12 protein-coding genes and 4 tRNA genes are annotated in these 16,583 nt (G+C 60.5%); 14 read left to right on the forward strand and 2 right to left on the reverse strand.

Annotation, left to right across the window (positions count from 1 at the left end; all coding sequences use genetic code 11):
- Nucleotides 1–103 precede the first annotated feature (103 nt).
- The 9 genes from uvrB to JFT63_RS01200 all read left to right on the forward strand — a co-directional run bounded on the left by uvrB (nt 104) and on the right by JFT63_RS01200 (nt 6,700).
- Nucleotides 104–2,119, forward strand: a complete 2,016-nt coding sequence (gene uvrB / locus JFT63_RS01160) for an excinuclease ABC subunit UvrB (RefSeq protein ID WP_005789781.1) — start codon at nt 104–106, stop codon at nt 2,117–2,119.
- A 186-nt stretch (nt 2,120–2,305) separates the two neighbouring features.
- Entirely contained in the window at nt 2,306–3,787 is a 1,482-nt protein-coding gene (gene gltX, locus JFT63_RS01165; RefSeq protein WP_198707908.1) for a glutamate--tRNA ligase, read from the forward strand.
- A 147-nt stretch (nt 3,788–3,934) separates the two neighbouring features.
- Nucleotides 3,935–4,010: transfer RNA gene (locus JFT63_RS01170), tRNA-Ala, on the forward strand.
- A 79-nt stretch (nt 4,011–4,089) separates the two neighbouring features.
- Nucleotides 4,090–4,165 (forward strand) — tRNA-Glu (locus JFT63_RS01175).
- A gap of 50 nt (nt 4,166–4,215) precedes the next feature.
- A tRNA-Ala gene (locus JFT63_RS01180) sits at nt 4,216–4,291 on the forward strand.
- An 81-nt stretch (nt 4,292–4,372) separates the two neighbouring features.
- Nucleotides 4,373–4,448 (forward strand) — tRNA-Glu (locus tag JFT63_RS01185).
- A 182-nt stretch (nt 4,449–4,630) separates the two neighbouring features.
- Complete coding sequence (locus JFT63_RS01190; RefSeq protein WP_186563322.1) at nt 4,631–5,170, forward strand: TetR/AcrR family transcriptional regulator; 540 nt, start codon at nt 4,631–4,633, stop codon at nt 5,168–5,170.
- A gap of 59 nt (nt 5,171–5,229) precedes the next feature.
- Complete coding sequence (locus JFT63_RS01195) at nt 5,230–5,664, forward strand: acyl-CoA thioesterase (protein WP_005789778.1); 435 nt, start codon at nt 5,230–5,232, stop codon at nt 5,662–5,664.
- Nucleotides 5,665–5,719: 55 nt separating this feature from the next.
- Nucleotides 5,720–6,700, forward strand: a complete 981-nt coding sequence (locus tag JFT63_RS01200; protein WP_198843241.1) for a tRNA dihydrouridine synthase — start codon at nt 5,720–5,722, stop codon at nt 6,698–6,700.
- Here the strand turns inward: JFT63_RS01200 and JFT63_RS01205 are convergent.
- Nucleotides 6,681–9,959 carry an EAL domain-containing protein gene (locus tag JFT63_RS01205; protein ID WP_198843242.1) on the reverse strand — a complete coding sequence of 1,093 codons (3,279 nt, stop codon included), beginning with the start codon at nt 9,957–9,959 and terminating at the stop codon, nt 6,681–6,683. The genes JFT63_RS01200 and JFT63_RS01205 overlap by 20 nt on opposite strands.
- Before the next feature lie 66 nt (nt 9,960–10,025).
- Nucleotides 10,026–10,916, reverse strand: a complete 891-nt coding sequence (locus JFT63_RS01210) for a LysR family transcriptional regulator (protein ID WP_198843243.1) — start codon at nt 10,914–10,916, stop codon at nt 10,026–10,028.
- Nucleotides 10,917–11,056: 140 nt separating this feature from the next.
- On the opposite strand from JFT63_RS01210, the gene leuC reads away from it, so the two are divergent.
- The 5 genes from leuC (at nt 11,057) to asd (ending at nt 16,353) form a co-directional block, all read left to right on the forward strand.
- Nucleotides 11,057–12,475: a 3-isopropylmalate dehydratase large subunit gene (gene leuC / locus JFT63_RS01215; protein ID WP_005789773.1), complete on the forward strand. Its 1,419-nt coding sequence runs from the start codon at nt 11,057–11,059 to the stop codon at nt 12,473–12,475.
- Nucleotides 12,476–12,486: 11 nt separating this feature from the next.
- A complete protein-coding gene (gene leuD / locus JFT63_RS01220; protein ID WP_057700750.1) occupies nt 12,487–13,131 on the forward strand; it encodes a 3-isopropylmalate dehydratase small subunit in 645 nt (214 codons plus the stop codon).
- A gap of 144 nt (nt 13,132–13,275) precedes the next feature.
- Nucleotides 13,276–14,040, forward strand: coding sequence for a class I SAM-dependent methyltransferase (locus JFT63_RS01225; RefSeq protein ID WP_057700749.1), 765 nt, complete (start codon nt 13,276–13,278; stop codon nt 14,038–14,040).
- 53 nt (nt 14,041–14,093) lie between these two features.
- Complete coding sequence (gene leuB / locus JFT63_RS01230; protein ID WP_198708854.1) at nt 14,094–15,176, forward strand: 3-isopropylmalate dehydrogenase; 1,083 nt, start codon at nt 14,094–14,096, stop codon at nt 15,174–15,176.
- Nucleotides 15,177–15,240: 64 nt separating this feature from the next.
- Nucleotides 15,241–16,353 carry an aspartate-semialdehyde dehydrogenase gene (asd, locus tag JFT63_RS01235; RefSeq protein WP_056861238.1) on the forward strand — a complete coding sequence of 371 codons (1,113 nt, stop codon included), beginning with the start codon at nt 15,241–15,243 and terminating at the stop codon, nt 16,351–16,353.
- Nucleotides 16,354–16,583 lie beyond the last annotated feature (230 nt).

Below are 16,583 nucleotides of genomic sequence, written 5' to 3' on the forward strand. Positions count from 1 at the left end.
GCTATCATGGTTTTTTCCTGCAACCTGCGATGATCATTCGCGGGTTGCTGAGCTATTTCGTCCCTGGCGGTGTCGAGTCTGGGGTGACTTCACGAGGTACGTTATGTCGGATTTCCAGCTCGTTACCCGTTTTGAACCCGCCGGCGATCAACCGGAAGCCATTCGTCAGATGGTCGAAGGCATTGAAGCCGGCCTGGCGCACCAGACGCTGCTTGGGGTGACCGGTTCCGGCAAGACCTTCAGCATCGCCAACGTGATCGCCCAGACCAACCGCCCGACCCTGGTGCTGGCGCCGAACAAGACCCTGGCCGCGCAGCTCTACGGCGAGTTCAAGGCGTTCTTCCCCAATAACGCGGTGGAGTACTTCGTTTCCTACTACGACTACTACCAGCCCGAAGCCTATGTGCCGTCGTCCGATACCTTTATCGAGAAGGATGCTTCGATCAACGACCATATCGAGCAGATGCGCCTGTCGGCGACCAAGGCGTTGCTGGAGCGCAAGGACGCGATCATCGTCACCACGGTGTCGTGCATCTATGGTCTGGGTAGCCCGGAAACCTATTTGAAGATGGTGTTGCACGTTGATCGCGGCGATAAACTCGACCAGCGCGAACTGCTGCGCCGTCTGGCGAGCCTGCAGTACACCCGTAATGACATGGACTTTGCCCGCGCCACCTTCCGGGTGCGCGGTGATGTGATCGACATCTACCCGGCCGAATCCGACCTGGAAGCGATCCGCATCGAGCTGTTCGATGATGAAGTTGAAAGCCTGTCGGCCTTCGACCCGTTGACCGGCGAGGTGATCCGCAAGCTGCCGCGCTTTACCTTCTACCCGAAAAGCCACTACGTGACCCCGCGTGAAACCCTGATGGGCGCCATCGAGGGCATCAAGGTCGAGTTGGCCGAACGCCTGGAATACCTGCGTTCCAACAATAAGCTGGTGGAAGCCCAGCGCCTGGAGCAGCGCACCCGTTTTGACCTGGAGATGATCCTGGAGCTGGGCTACTGCAACGGCATCGAAAACTACTCGCGCTACCTGTCGGGCCGCGAATCCGGGGCGCCACCGCCGACGCTTTATGATTACCTGCCGCCGGACGCGTTGTTGGTCATTGACGAATCCCACGTCAGCGTGCCGCAGGTGGGGGCCATGTATAAGGGCGACCGCTCGCGTAAGGAAACCCTGGTGGAGTATGGCTTCCGCCTGCCGTCGGCGCTGGACAACCGACCAATGCGCTTTGACGAGTGGGAAGCCATCAGCCCGCAGACCATCTTCGTGTCGGCGACGCCCGGCAACTATGAAGCCGAACATGCCGGTCGCGTGATCGAGCAGCTGGTGCGACCGACTGGTTTGGTGGACCCGGAAATCGAAATCCGCCCCGCGCTGACCCAGGTCGACGATCTGCTGTCGGAGATCAACAAGCGTGTGGCCCTGGAAGAGCGGGTGCTGGTCACCACGCTCACCAAGCGCATGTCCGAAGACTTGACTGATTACCTGGCCGACCACGGCGTACGCGTGCGCTACCTGCACTCGGACATCGACACCGTGGAGCGTGTGGAAATCATCCGCGACCTGCGCCTGGGTACCTTTGATGTGCTGGTGGGGATCAACCTGCTGCGCGAAGGCCTGGACATGCCGGAAGTATCGCTGGTGGCGATTCTGGATGCGGACAAGGAGGGCTTCCTGCGCTCCGAACGCTCGCTGATCCAGACCATCGGCCGAGCGGCGCGTAACCTCAATGGGCGGGCGATCCTGTATGCGGACCGCATCACCGGCTCCATGGAGCGTGCAATTGGCGAGACCCAGCGTCGTCGCGACAAGCAGATCGCGTTCAACCTGGAACACGGCATCACCCCCAAGGGCGTGTTCAAGGACGTTGCCGACATCATGGAAGGCGCCACCGTGCCCGGCTCGCGCAGCAAGAAGCGCAAGGGCATGGCCAAGGCGGCCGAAGAGAGCGCCAAGTACGAAAACGAACTGCGCTCGCCGAGTGAGATCACCAAGCGGATTCGGCAGTTGGAAGAGAAGATGTACCAGTTGGCACGGGATCTGGAGTTTGAAGCGGCGGCGCAGACGCGTGATGAGATTGGCAAGTTGCGCGAGCGCCTGTTGGCTGTTTGATTTGCGTTGATTGGGCAGGCCCCATCGCGGGCAAGCCCGGCTCCCACATTGATCTGTGAACGCGGTCAAAATGTGGGAGCTGGCTTGCCTGCGATGGTCGCGCCTCGGTTTTCCAGAAATCCCCCAGGCTGTTACCATTCGCCCCTTGTTTCAATTTTCAGTTTTATCGCCCATTCGAGACCTGCCATGACCACCGTCCGCACGCGCATTGCGCCATCGCCTACTGGGGATCCCCACGTCGGTACTGCTTACATCGCCTTGTTCAACTACTGCTTTGCCAAGCAGCATGGTGGTGAATTCATCCTGCGGATCGAAGATACCGATCAACTGCGTTCCACCCGTGAGTCCGAACAGCAGATTTTCGATGCCTTGCGCTGGTTGGGCATTACCTGGGCTGAAGGCCCGGACGTTGGCGGCCCGCATGGCCCGTATCGCCAGAGCGAGCGCAGCGACATCTACAAGCAGTACACCCAGCAACTGGTCGATATGGGCCATGCCTTCCCGTGCTTCTGCACCGCCGAAGAACTGGACCAGATGCGCGCCGAGCAACAGGCCCGTGGCGAAACCCCGCGCTACGATGGCCGCGCGCTGCTGTTGTCCAAGGAAGAAGTGGCTGCGCGCCTGGCGGCCGGTGAGCCTCACGTTATCCGTATGAAGGTGCCAAGCGAAGGCGTGTGCGTGGTGCCGGACATGCTGCGCGGTGACGTCGAAATCCCGTGGGACCGCATGGACATGCAAGTGCTGATGAAGACCGACGGCTTGCCGACGTACTTCCTGGCCAACGTGGTCGATGACCATCTGATGGGCATCACCCATGTGCTGCGCGGCGAAGAGTGGCTGCCATCGGCGCCGAAACTGATCCTGCTGTATGAATACTTCGGCTGGGAGCAACCGCAGCTGTGCTACATGCCGCTGCTGCGTAATCCGGACAAGAGCAAGCTGTCCAAGCGCAAGAACCCCACGTCGGTGACGTTCTACGAGCGCATGGGCTTTATGCCTGAGGCGATGCTCAACTACCTGGGCCGCATGGGCTGGTCGATGCCGGACGAGCGCGAGAAGTTCTCGTTGCAGGAAATGGTCGACAACTTCGACCTGTCCCGCGTCTCCCTCGGTGGGCCGATCTTCGATATCGAGAAGCTGTCGTGGCTCAACGGCCAGTGGCTGCGTGACTTGCCCGTGGAGGAGTTTGCCTCCCGTGTGCAGCAGTGGGCGTTGAACCCCGAGTACATGATGAAGATCGCGCCACTGGTGCAGGGCAGGGTAGAGACGTTCAGCCAGGTCGCACCCTTGGCCAATTTCTTCTTTGCCGGTGGTGTGAATCCCGATCCCAAGCTGTTCGAGTCCAAGAAGCTTTCCGGTGACCAGGTGCGCCAGCTGATGCAGTTGATCCTGTGGAAGCTTGAAAGCCTGCGTCAGTGGGAGAAGGATGCGATCACGGCCACGATCCAGGCGGTGGTGGAATCCCTTGAGCTGAAACTGCGCGATGCCATGCCGCTGATGTTTGCCGCGATCACCGGGCAAGCCAGTTCGGTGTCTGTGCTTGATGCGATGGAAATCCTCGGTCCGGACCTGACCCGTTTCCGTCTGCGCCAAGCCCTTGATTTGCTTGGTGGTGTGTCGAAGAAAGAAAACAAGGAATGGGAAAAGCTGCTGGGCGCTATCGCTTAAGCAGGCCGTTGCAGCGACGAAACCCCGGTTTTCCGGGGTTTCGTCGGTAAGTGATTGTTATCCCGGCAAAAAATTTTGGAAATTGTTGAAAATAAATTTGACACGTTTCCAAACCGCCATTAAGATTCGCCCCGTCCTCACCGATGAGGGGCTATAGCTCAGCTGGGAGAGCGCTTGCATGGCATGCAAGAGGTCAACGGTTCGATCCCGTTTAGCTCCACCAATTTACAGGTTCAAGGTTCCGGCCACACCGTCCTTGAATTGATCAGGTCTCAGCTCTGATCAGATGTACAGAAGGTTTTGTCCCCTTCGTCTAGTGGCCTAGGACACCGCCCTTTCACGGCGGTAACAGGGGTTCGAGTCCCCTAGGGGACGCCAGTTTCAACAAGCAGCTCGAAAGGTCTGCTGCGTCGCGAGACGAAAAATCCGGGGCTATAGCTCAGCTGGGAGAGCGCTTGCATGGCATGCAAGAGGTCAACGGTTCGATCCCGTTTAGCTCCACCAATTTTACAGGTTCAAGGTTCCGGCCACACCGTCCTTGAATCGATCAGTTCTCAGCGCTGATCAGTTGTATAGAAGGTTTGTGTCCCCTTCGTCTAGTGGCCTAGGACACCGCCCTTTCACGGCGGTAACAGGGGTTCGAGTCCCCTAGGGGACGCCACGATTACCCGCTCTGCGGGATTTTTAAGGGTCATTCAATTATTGAATGGCCCTTTTGTTTGTCTGGCGTTTGGCCATTTCCCTGATTGATTCCATTTTTTTGTTCTGACCGGCGGTCGTGCCTTTCGCTTGCGCAATATTATTGTGGTAATAATATCCAACCCATGAAAGTCGGAGGCCTCGATGAGCGATAAAAAAGCGCAAACCCGCGAACGAATTTTGCAGGCTGCCAGCGCTGCATTGATCCAGCGCGGCCCCGCCGAGCCGAGTGTGGGCGAGGTCATGGGGGCCGCAGGGCTGACCGTCGGTGGTTTCTACGCGCACTTTGAAAGCAAGGACGCGTTGATGCTGGAGGCTTTCAGCCAGTTGCTGGCGCAGCGTCGCGCCTCTATCGACGATCTGGACACCCAGCTCACCGGCGAAGAACGTCGGGCGTTGGTGGCGGCTTTCTATCTGTCGCGCAAACATCGAGATTCCACCTCCCAGGCCTGCCCCTTGCCAGCCACGGTTGGCGAGATGGGCCGCTTGCCCGACGCCTTTCGCGAGGTCTTGGGCGAGCATGTGGAGCTGATGATTGCGCAATTGGCCGACAGCCCGGAAGACATCGACAAAGCGCTGGCGGACCTGGCCTTGATGGTGGGGGGGCTGACACTGGCCCGTGCACTTGGGCCGGGCGAATTGTCGGATCGCGTGATACGTGCGGCCAAATCGGCGGTACGCTGAAGACGGGTCTTATCTTGCTGATACACTGCCCCGCCGACATCAATCGACTGGAGCAAGGCATGGGCTGGGATTTGGCAACGCCGTTTATCATTGATCTGCAGGTCGCGCCTGAAGACATCGACGGCCTGGGGCACGCCAACAACGCGGTGTACGTGTCCTGGCTGGAGCGTTGCGCCTGGCGCCACTCCCAGCGCCTGGGGCTGGACCTCACCGAATACCGTCGCCTGGACCGTGCCATGGCGGTTGTGCGCCATGAGATCGACTACCTGGCGGCCGGTTATGAAGGCGATGAGTTGCAACTGGCCACCTGGATCGTCGACTGGGACCAGCGCCTGAAAATGACCCGTCGATTCCAGCTTGTACGCCCTCGCGACGGCGCGACGCTGCTGCGCGCGCAAACCACCTTTGTGTGCATCGAGCTGTCCAGCGGCAAACCCAAGCGCATGCCCGCCGAGTTTATCGAAGGTTACGGTCCCGCCCTGACAGGGGGTTAACGGTTGTCGCAGGAAACCCAGTAAACTGCGCCACGATTTTTGTTGAGTGTTTTCCATGCAAATTGCTTTGGCGCCCATGGAGGGGTTGGTCGACAACATCCTGCGGGACGTGCTGACCCACGTGGGCGGTATCGATTGGTGCGTGACCGAGTTCATTCGCGTCAACGACCGCCTGCTCACCCCGGCCTATTTCCACAAGCTCGCTCCGGAACTGCTGCACGGTGCCCACACCGCAGCGGGTGTGCCTTTGCGCGTGCAATTGCTCGGCTCCGACCCGGTGTGCCTGGCCGAAAATGCCGCCCTGGCCTGCGAGTTGGGCTCTGAGGTGATTGACCTCAACTTTGGTTGCCCGGCCAAGACCGTCAACAAATCCCGGGGTGGCGCGGTGCTGCTCAAGGAGCCGGAGTTGCTCAATCAGATCGTCGAGCACGTGCGTCGCGCGGTACCTGCCCATATTCCCGTGACTGCCAAGATGCGCCTGGGCTTCGATAGCCCGGATGGCGCGCTGGTATGCGCCACTGCGCTGGCCGAGGGCGGCGCTGCGCATATCGTCGTGCATGCACGCACCAAGGCTGATGGCTACAAGCCGCCAGCCCATTGGGAGTGGATCCCGCGGGTTCAGGACGTGGTCAAGGTGCCGGTATTTGCCAATGGTGATATCTGGAGCGTCGAGGATTGGCGGCGTTGCCGTGAAATCAGTGGCGCCGAAGACATCATGCTGGGCCGTGGCCTGGTGGCGCGTCCTGACCTGGCGCGGCAGATCGTGGCGGCAAAGGCCGGTGAGGAAGTGGTCGAGATGACCTGGGCGCAGATGCAGCCGATGCTTCAGGAGTTCTGGCGCCAATCGGTGGCGCAACTGACTGAAAAGCAGGCCCCCGGCCGCTTGAAGCAATGGCTGGCAATGTTGACGCGCAACTACCCGCAGGCGGTGGAGCTGTTCACGGCCCTGCGCCGCGAAACCGACCTGCAATGCGTCAGCCGTCTGCTGGGCATGCAGCATCCGGCCCCGCTTGACCCTATTCCAGCAACCGCCTGAACCCCTCTATCGGCAGCGGACGGCTGTGCAGATAACCCTGGAATAAATGGCAGCCCAGCTTTTGCAGGAACGCCAGTTGTTCCGGGGTTTCCACGCCTTCGGCGATCACTTCCAGATTCAAACTGCTCGCCATGGCCACGATAGCGCGGATGATTTCTGCATCATTGGGGTCGTGAGTGGCATCACGCACGAACGACTGATCGATTTTCAACGCATCCACCGGCAGGCGCTTGAGGTAGGTCAGGGATGAGTAGCCGGTGCCGAAGTCATCCATTGCGAAGCTCACCCCAAGTCGTTTCAGGCGACGCATTTTCGCCACGGTATCGTCCAGATTCTGGATCACGATGCCTTCGGTAATCTCCAGTTTCAGCAGGCTGGAGGGCAGTTGATGTTGTTTGAGGCAGTGTTCTACCCGTTCCACAAAATCATTCTGGCGAAACTGCCGCGGGCTGATATTCACGCACAGGCTGAAAGTGAGCGGGTCCACCAGACCGTCGGCAATCAGCTGGGCAAACGCGCCACAGGCTTCATCGAGAATCCAGGTGCCAACTTCCAGAATCAGGCCGCTGTCTTCCAATACCTTGATAAATTCCGTCGGCGACTGCGCGCCCAACTGCGGATGATGCCAGCGGACCAAGGCTTCGGCCCCGATAATCCGGTTGCCGCGTGCATCCACCTGGGGTTGGTAATGCACGCTGAACTCGCCGCGTGACAGGGCCAGGCGCAGGTCGGTCTCCATGCGCAGGCGCTCACTGGCGGTTTTTTGCATGCTGTTGTGGAACATCTGCGTGGTATTGCGCCCTGAATCCTTGGCGCGATACAGGGCGATGTCGGCACGCTTGAGCAAATCGGCTGGCGTGGTGCCGTGGTCGGGAATCAGCGCCACGCCGATGCTGGGCGTAACCTGCAAGCGATGGCCGTCAAGGAACATCGGCTCCGACAGCAACTCGCGCAATGTATCGGCCAGGATTTGCACCTGGTCGCTGACTTCCTGGCGCTTACCCTCAAGACCGCTGAGCAGTACCACAAACTCATCGCCACCCAGGCGTGCCACGGTGTCCTCCATGCGCACGCTGGCTTCCAGGCGTGCGGTGACGATTTTCAACACGGTATCGCCCACCGGGTGGCCGAGGGAGTCGTTGATGTGCTTGAAGTGGTCAAGGTCAAGAAACAGCAGGGCGCCGCGCAGGTTGTGGCGTTTGAGCAGGGCGATCTGCTGGCTCAGACGGTCCATCAGCAGCGCACGATTGGGCAGGTTGGTGAGCGGGTCGTGATAGGCCAGGTGACGGATCTGCGCCTGGGCGTTTTTCAACAGGCTCACGTCCCGCGCGGTCAGCAGCAGGCAGGGGGTTTCATTCAGGGTGATCGGCTCGACCGAAACCTCCACCGCCAGCACCTCGCCCCGTTTGTTGTGCCAGAGCATTTCCAGGTGGTGGATGCGGCCCTTGAGCTGCAATTCGGCCAGCAATGCCGCGCGCTGGTTTTCATCAGCCCAGATGCCGATCTGATACAGGGTCAGGCCGATGGCCTCTTCGGTGCGATAACCGGTCAGGCGGCAAAAGCCTTCATTGACCTCCACATAACGACCGGTGTCGCGCTCGGTGATGGAAATTGCGTCGGGGCTGGAATGGAACGCTTTGGCGAACTTCTCTTCACTGGCCTTGAGGGCGGCTTCCGAGCGTTGCTGCTGAGTGATATCGCGCAGGGTGGTGACGATGCAGGGCTGGTCGCTGACCTTGATCAAGCGGCTGGAGATTACGCACGTCAGGCTTTGGCCTTCCTTGTTATGCACCGTGATGGCCACATTGCTCAGGGCCTGCTCGCGAATCACCTGCTCGATGCGTTGCAGACGCTTGCTGGAGTCGTCCCACAGGCCGATTTGTTCGGCGCTTTTGTCCAGTACTTCGGCGGCCGTCCAGCCGAAGGTCTGGGTAAACGCCGGGTTGATCTCGATAAAGGCACCGCTTTGAAGGCAGGTCACGCAGATCGGGTCGGGGCTGGCCTGGAACAGGCTGGCAAACTTTTCCTCGGAGGCGGTGAGGCGTTGCTCGCGTTCGACCTGATCGGTGATATCCAGCAAGGTGCCGGCCATGCGCAGGGGCTTGCCGGTTTCGTCGCGGTACAGGCGCGCACGGCTTTCCAGGTAACGTGGGCTGCCGTCCTCCAACTGCACGCGGTAGGTCAATTGGTAATTGCCGTCCGGGCCTTCACGCAAGCTGCGGTAAGCGTTGCGCATGCCCTCGCGGTCCTGGTCGGATATGCCTTCGAAAAACGCATCGAAGGATTCATGAAAAGGCGCGGGTTCGAGCCCGTGCAGTTGGGCGGCCCGGGCCGAGCCGTAGAGCATGCCGCTGGGGATGTGCCAGTCCCAGGTGCCCAGTTGCGCGGAATCCAGGGCCAGGTCCAGGCGCTCCTGGCTGTCCTTGAGCGCTTGTTCGGCGTTTTTACGCTCTGTGGTGTCCAGGAACGTGCTGATCAGGTAAGCCTCGCCGTCCAGTTCTACCTTTTGAGCACTGAGCGTACCGTCGTGGATCTGGCCGTTGCTGGCGCAGAACTGCACCTCCATGGTGATGGGTTCGCCTTTGCGCTGGGTGGCCTTGACCAGCAGCGTACGCTGTTCCGGATGGCGCCACAGGCCCAGTTCCAGGGTGGTACGGCCAATGACATCGGCCACCGGCCAGCCGAACAGCATTTCAAAATACTGGTTGGCTTCGCTGATCAACCCGTCGGCCTGGCGCGTCAGCAGCACCATGTTCGGGCACAAGTGGAACAGCGTGGCGAAGCGCTTTTCAGAGTGGCTGAGGGCGTGCTCGCGATCGCGCTGATGGGTGATCTCGCGGATTACCCCGATCATGCGACGCCGTCCGGCTTTTTCCGGCGCCAGGCTGCCGCTGATTTCCAGCCAGTGCAGGCTGCCGTCGGGCCACTGGATGCGGTGGTGCATGGCGCGTTCGAACGGCTCTCCGGCCAGGACCGCGTGAAAACCGCGCAACACCCGCGCGCTGTCCTGCGGGGCCAGCAGGTCGAGATAATCGAGGTCCTTGGGCAAAGGTTGGTGAGGGTCAAAGCCGAATAGCGCTTGAGTCCCCCGTGACCAACTGATTCTTCCCGTGTCGATTTCCCAGCACCAGGCCCCCAGCCGGGCGGCATTGAGGGCTGCCAGCAATTGCGGGGCACTGTCCCAGCTTTGTTCCGCCGCTTGGGGGTCCAGGGCGTAGATGCGGGGCAGGGGCGGTACGGGGTCGCCGGGGTTGCGCATTGTCAATGGGCCTTGGCTCGTTGAGAAGACAGCGCGGTTTTCCTTGAAACCCGAGGCCGCACAGTGTCATGCCGGTAACCCTGGCAGATCGACTTGTGCATCCAGCAGGCTCATGAAAGCCCGCGCAGCGTTCGATAGCGTCCTTTCTGTATGCACGATATAGCCTAGCTGGCGACTGAGCTGTATGCCCGGCAAAGCGATACTTGCCACCTGTTCATCGAGCATGGTGCGCGGTAAAACGCTCCAGGCCAGGCCGATGGACACCATCATCTTGATGGTTTCCAGGTAGTTAGTGCTCATCGCGATATTCGGCGCAAGCCCCTGGGCCTCGAACAGGCGGCTGACAATATGGTGCGTAAAGGTGTTGCCGCCGGGAAACACGGCCGGATGCCCGGCGATATCGGCCAGGCTGACGGATCCGTTGCTGATCAGGCTGTGTTCCGGCGCCACCACAAAATCCAGCGGGTCGTCCCACACCCGGGTAGCACATACCAGGTTGTGGGGCTCAGGCGCCAGGGTGATTACCGCGACTTCCGCACGGCCATGGAGGATTTCTTCGTAGGCCACTTCTGAATCCAGAAACTGAATATCCAGTGCCACGTTTGGGTACTGCCGCGTGAAGGTGCGCAGGATCGGTGGCAGGCGATGCAGGCCGATATGGTGGCTGGTGGCCAGAGTGAGGCGCCCGCTGACTTCGCCGGTGAGGTTGGTCAGGGCGCGGCGGGTATCGTCCAGCACGTTGAGGATTTGATAGGCGCGCGGCAGCAAGGCCCGGCCGGCTTCGGTCAAGCCGACTTCACGGCCCAAACGATCGAACAAGCGCACCTTCAATTGCTGCTCCAGACCAGCGATGCGTTTGCTGATGGCGGGCTGGGTCAGGTGCAGGCGTTCGCCGGCACCCGAGAAGCTGCCAGTCTCGGCGATGGCGATAAAGGCATTAAGGTTGGCCAGGTCCATGGTGCTATTCCAGTTGGTAATCCAAAGCATAAAAAATATGAATTTGAGTTATTTAATGTAGCGCCATACCATCAGCCTCACAAGCCAAAGGGTTATTGAAAAGCCCGGCGCATAGAAACACCGCTGATGAGGACCGACTGATGGCCGGCAAAACGCTTTACGACAAACTTTGGGATTCCCATGAAGTGAAACGTCGCGATGATGGATCGTCGCTGATCTACATCGACCGTCACATCATCCATGAAGTGACCTCGCCCCAAGCGTTCGAAGGCCTGCGACTGGCCGGGCGCAAGCCTTGGCGCGTCGATTCCATCATCGCCACGCCGGACCACAACGTGCCGACCACCCCTGAGCGCAAGGGCGGTATTGAAGCCATTGCCGATCAGGTCTCGCGTTTGCAGGTGCAGACCCTCGACGACTATTGCGACGAATATGGCATCACCGAATTCAAAATGAATGACGTGCGCCAAGGCATCGTCCACGTGATCGGCCCGGAGCAGGGTGCGACCTTGCCGGGCATGACCGTGGTCTGCGGTGACTCCCACACCTCTACCCACGGTGCGTTCGGCGCCCTGGCCCATGGCATCGGCACCTCCGAGGTGGAACATGTGTTCGCCACCCAGTGCCTGGTCGCCAAGAAAATGAAGAACATGCTGGTGCGCGTCGAAGGCCAATTGCCGTTTGGCGTAACCGCCAAGGACATCGTGCTCGCCGTGATCGGCAAGATCGGCACCGCCGGCGGTAACGGCCATGCCATCGAGTTCGCCGGCAGTGCAATCCGTGACCTGTCCATTGAAGGCCGCATGACCATTTGCAACATGTCCATCGAAGCCGGTGCCCGTGTGGGCATGGTGGCGGCGGACGAAAAAACCGTCGAATACGTCAAGGGCCGCCCCTTCGCGCCGCAAGGTGCCGATTGGGACGCCGCCGTCGAAGCCTGGAAAGATCTGGTGTCCGACGCCGATGCGGTGTTCGACACCGTGGTTGAACTCGACGCTGCACAGATCAAGCCGCAAGTCAGCTGGGGCACTTCGCCGGAAATGGTCTTGGCCGTTGACCAGAACGTACCGGACCCGGCCAAAGAAGCCGACCTGGTCAAGCGCGGCTCCATCGAGCGCGCCTTGAAGTACATGGGCTTGAAAGCCAACCAGGCGATCACCGACATCCAGTTGGATCGTGTGTTTATCGGCTCCTGCACCAACTCGCGGATCGAAGACCTGCGCGCCGCGGCGGTGATCGCCAAGGGCCGCAAGGTGGCCTCGACCATCAAGCAAGCCATTGTGGTGCCAGGTTCGGGCCTGGTGAAGGCGCAAGCCGAAGCTGAAGGCCTGGACAAGATCTTCCTCGAAGCCGGTTTTGAGTGGCGTGAACCGGGCTGTTCGATGTGCCTGGCGATGAACCCGGACCGCCTGGAGTCGGGCGAGCATTGCGCGTCCACCTCCAACCGTAACTTCGAAGGGCGTCAGGGCGCCGGTGGCCGCACCCACCTTGTCAGCCCGGCCATGGCCGCCGCCGCTGCCGTCAACGGTCGTTTCATCGACGTTCGCGAATTGATCTGAAGGAAAATCCGATGAGAGCTTTTACCCAACACACAGGTCTTGTAGCGCCGTTGGACCGTGCCAACGTGGACACCGACCAGATCATCCCCAAGCAGTTCTTGAAGTCGATCAAGCGCACCGGTTTTGGCCCCAACCTGTTCGATGAGTGGCGCTACCTGGACGTGGGCTACGCCTATCAAGACAACTCCAAGCGCCCGCTGAACAAGGACTTTGTGCTCAACGCCGAGCGTTATCAAGGCGCCAGTGTGTTGCTGGCCCGGGAAAACTTCGGTTGCGGCTCCAGCCGTGAACACGCGCCGTGGGCCCTGGAAGAGTACGGCTTTCGCAGCATCATCGCGCCCAGCTATGCCGACATCTTCTTTAACAACAGCTTCAAGAACGGCCTGTTACCGATCATCTTGAGCGATGCCGAAGTGGACGAGCTGTTCCAGCAAGTGCAAGCCAATGTGGGCTACCAACTGACGGTGGACCTGGCCGCGCAGACCGTGACCCGACCGGATGGCAAGGTGTACCACTTTGAAGTGGATGCCTTCCGTAAGCACTGCTTGATCAACGGCCTGGACGACATCGGCCTGACCTTGCAGGACGGTGATGCGATTGCCGCGTTTGAAACCAGGCACCGGGCGAGCCAGCCCTGGCTGTTTCGCGATGCCTGATTTGCGGTAACCGTGCGGGCCCCATCGCGGGCAAGCCCGCTCCCACAGGGATCGAGGTTCGCCTGAGCACCTCGGTCAACGGTGGGAGCTGGCTTGCCTGCGATAGCGCCAGTGCAACCACCACAAACCCCAAGGAAAGCCACCATGACCACCACCGCCCACACCCAAGTCGTGCAAAAACAATTCGGCGAGCAAGCCTCGGCCTACCTGAGCAGTGCCGTGCACGCCCAGGGCACCGAATTCGCGCTGCTACAGGCCGAACTGGCCGGGCAGGGCGCTGCACGCCTGCTGGACCTGGGCTGCGGCGCCGGTCATGTCAGCTTCCAGGTGGCGCCTCTGGTCAAAGAGGTGGTGGCCTATGACTTGTCCCAGCCTATGCTCGACGTGGTCACCGCCGCCGCGAAAGATCGTGGCCTGAACAATATCCGCACCGTCCAGGGCGCCGCCGAGCGCCTGCCGTTCGCCGATGGCGAGTTCGACTTCGTGTTCAGCCGTTATTCGGCCCACCACTGGAGCGACCTGGGCCTGGCCCTGCGTGAAGTGCGCCGCGTGCTCAAGCCCGGCGGGGTCGCTGCGTTTGTGGATGTCTTGTCACCGGGCAGCCCATTGCTGGACACTTACCTGCAAACCGTCGAAGTGCTGCGCGACACCAGCCATGTGCGTGATTACTCCGGCGCCGAGTGGATGCAGCAACTCAGCGAGTCGGGCCTGCATGTGCGTAACAGCCTGCGTCAGCGCCTGCGCCTGGAATACACCTCGTGGGTCGAGCGTATGCGCACGCCGCAGGTACTGCGTGCAGCAATCCTTGAGCTGCAAAAGGCGATGGGCCAGGAAGTGCGCGATTATTACCAAATTCAGGCCGACGGCACCTTCAGCACCGATGTGCTGGTGGTCTTCGCCGAACGCTGATTGATTTTTCCCGACCTGCCCACGGGCGGGTCGCTTGATGAAATGAGGAACCCATGAGCAAGCAGATTCTGATTCTCCCTGGCGACGGTATTGGTCCGGAAATCATGGCCGAAGCGGTCAAGGTCCTTGAGCTTGCCAACAGCAAGTACAGCCTGGGCTTCGAACTGAGCCACGACGTGATCGGCGGCGCCGCCATCGACAAGTACGGCGTGCCGCTGGCCGACGAAACCCTGGACCGTGCCCGCGCCGCCGATGCGGTGTTGCTCGGCGCGGTGGGTGGCCCGAAGTGGGACAAGATCGAGCGTGACATCCGCCCTGAGCGCGGCCTGCTGAAAATTCGTGCGCAACTGGGCCTGTTCGGCAACCTGCGTCCGGCCATCCTCTACCCGCAACTGGCTGACGCGTCGAGCCTCAAGCCGGAAGTGGTGGCAGGCCTGGATATCCTCATCGTGCGTGAGCTGACCGGCGGTATCTACTTCGGCTCGCCACGGGGCGTGCGCGAGTTGGAAAATGGTGAGCGTCAGGCCTATGACACGCTGCCATACAGCGAGAGCGAAATCCGCCGTATCGCCCGTGTCGGTTTCGACATGGCGCGCGTGCGCGGCAAAAAAGTCTGCTCGGTGGACAAGGCCAACGTGCTGGCTTCCAGCCAACTGTGGCGCGAAATCGTCGAAGAAGTGGCCAAGGACTACCCGGACGTCGAACTGAGCCATATGTACGTCGACAACGCCGCCATGCAGCTGGTGCGTGCGCCCAAGCAGTTCGACGTGATCGTCACGGATAACCTGTTCGGCGACATTCTGTCCGACCAGGCGTCGATGCTCACCGGTTCCATCGGCATGTTGCCTTCGGCGTCCCTGGACACCAATAACAAAGGCATGTACGAGCCGTGCCACGGTTCGGCGCCAGACATCGCGGGGCAGGGCATTGCCAACCCGCTGGCGACGATTTTGTCGGTGTCGATGATGCTGCGTTACAGCTTCAACCTGAGTGATGCGGCAGACGCGATCGAGAAAGCCGTCAGCCTCGTACTGGATCAGGGCCTGCGTACCGGTGACATCTGGTCCCAGGGCTGCACCAAGGTCGGAACGCAAGAAATGGGCGACGCAGTAGTCGCCGCGCTGCGGAATCTGTAATCTCTCGGGCCCACTTGCAGTTGTTGCTGCAAGGCGGCCCACTTTTTAACAAGGTGTAGTTGCGATGAAACGTGTAGGTCTGATCGGTTGGCGCGGTATGGTCGGTTCCGTGCTCATGCAGCGGATGCTGGAAGAGCAGGATTTCGATCTTATTGAGCCGGTGTTTTTCACCACTTCGAACGTAGGTGGCCAAGGGCCGTCCGTGGGCAAGGATATTGCCCCGCTCAAGGACGCCTACAGCATTGAAGAGTTGAAGACCCTCGACGTGATCCTGACGTGCCAGGGTGGCGACTACACCAGCGAAGTCTTCCCCAAGCTGCGCGAAGCCGGCTGGCAGGGTTACTGGATCGACGCTGCTTCCAGCCTGCGCATGCAGGATGACGCGGTGATCATCCTTGACCCGGTCAACCGCAAGGTCATCGACCAGCAACTGGATGCCGGCACCAAGAACTACGTGGGCGGCAACTGCACCGTCAGCCTGATGCTGATGGGCCTGGGTGGCCTGTTCGAAGCTGGCCTGGTCGAGTGGATGAGCGCCATGACCTATCAGGCGGCCTCCGGCGCCGGTGCGCAGAACATGCGCGAGCTGATCAAGCAGATGGGCGCGACCCATGCCGCTGTCGCCGATCAACTGGCTGACCCGGCCAGCGCGATTCTCGACATCGACCGTCGTGTGGCCGAAGCCATGCGCAGCGAGGCCTACCCGACCGAGAACTTCGGCGTGCCATTGGCCGGTAGCCTGATCCCGTGGATCGACAAGGAACTGCCCAACGGTCAGAGCCGCGAGGAGTGGAAGGCACAGGCCGAGACCAACAAGATCCTCGGTCGCTTCAAGAACCCGATCCCGGTAGACGGCATCTGCGTGCGCATTGGCGCCATGCGTTGCCACAGCCAGGCGTTGACCATCAAGCTGAACAAAGACGTGCCGATCGCCGATATCGAAGGCTTGATCAGCCAGCACAACCCATGGGTCAAGCTGGTGCCGAACAACCGCGATATCAGCATGCAGGAGCTGAGCCCAACCAAGGTCACCGGCACCTTGAATGTACCGGTGGGGCGTCTGCGTAAGCTGAACATGGGCAGCCAGTTCCTCGGTGCGTTTACCGTGGGCGACCAGTTGCTGTGGGGCGCGGCTGAGCCGTTGCGTCGCATGTTGCGGATTTTGCTGGAGCGTTGATCGCATAAGGCAATAAGAGAAACCCGCGTTCTGGTGACAGGCGCGGGTTTTTTGTTGGTCTTCCGGGCCTTATCGGGGGCAAGCCTCCTCCCACATGTTGATAGGTGAACGCATTCAAGTGTGGGAGGGGGCTTGCCCCCGATGGCGGCCTAAGAACCGACCAGGATGCTGGATCAGACCGAGTACATATCCATTCCTGCGGTAACGGCCACTTAGGGTTCCGCTTTTAC

This window comes from Pseudomonas sp. MF7453, assembly GCF_016405455.1.
In the GTDB taxonomy this organism is placed as follows: Bacteria; Pseudomonadota; Gammaproteobacteria; order Pseudomonadales; family Pseudomonadaceae; genus Aquipseudomonas; species Aquipseudomonas paralactis.

Bases quoted from the DNA above. Each gene is read 5' to 3' on its own strand.
- uvrB (WP_005789781.1), top strand. From the start codon at position 104: ATGTCGGATTTCCAGCTCGTTACCCGTTTTGAACCCGCCGGCGATCAA.
- gltX (WP_198707908.1), top strand. From the start codon at position 2,306: ATGACCACCGTCCGCACGCGCATTGCGCCATCGCCTACTGGGGATCCC.
- JFT63_RS01190 (WP_186563322.1), top strand. From the start codon at position 4,631: ATGAGCGATAAAAAAGCGCAAACCCGCGAACGAATTTTGCAGGCTGCC.
- JFT63_RS01195 (WP_005789778.1), top strand. From the start codon at position 5,230: ATGGGCTGGGATTTGGCAACGCCGTTTATCATTGATCTGCAGGTCGCG.
- JFT63_RS01200 (WP_198843241.1), top strand. From the start codon at position 5,720: ATGCAAATTGCTTTGGCGCCCATGGAGGGGTTGGTCGACAACATCCTG.
- JFT63_RS01205 (WP_198843242.1), bottom strand. From the start codon at position 9,959: ATGCGCAACCCCGGCGACCCCGTACCGCCCCTGCCCCGCATCTACGCC.
- JFT63_RS01210 (WP_198843243.1), bottom strand. From the start codon at position 10,916: ATGGACCTGGCCAACCTTAATGCCTTTATCGCCATCGCCGAGACTGGC.
- leuC (WP_005789773.1), top strand. From the start codon at position 11,057: ATGGCCGGCAAAACGCTTTACGACAAACTTTGGGATTCCCATGAAGTG.
- leuD (WP_057700750.1), top strand. From the start codon at position 12,487: ATGAGAGCTTTTACCCAACACACAGGTCTTGTAGCGCCGTTGGACCGT.
- JFT63_RS01225 (WP_057700749.1), top strand. From the start codon at position 13,276: ATGACCACCACCGCCCACACCCAAGTCGTGCAAAAACAATTCGGCGAG.
- leuB (WP_198708854.1), top strand. From the start codon at position 14,094: ATGAGCAAGCAGATTCTGATTCTCCCTGGCGACGGTATTGGTCCGGAA.
- asd (WP_056861238.1), top strand. From the start codon at position 15,241: ATGAAACGTGTAGGTCTGATCGGTTGGCGCGGTATGGTCGGTTCCGTG.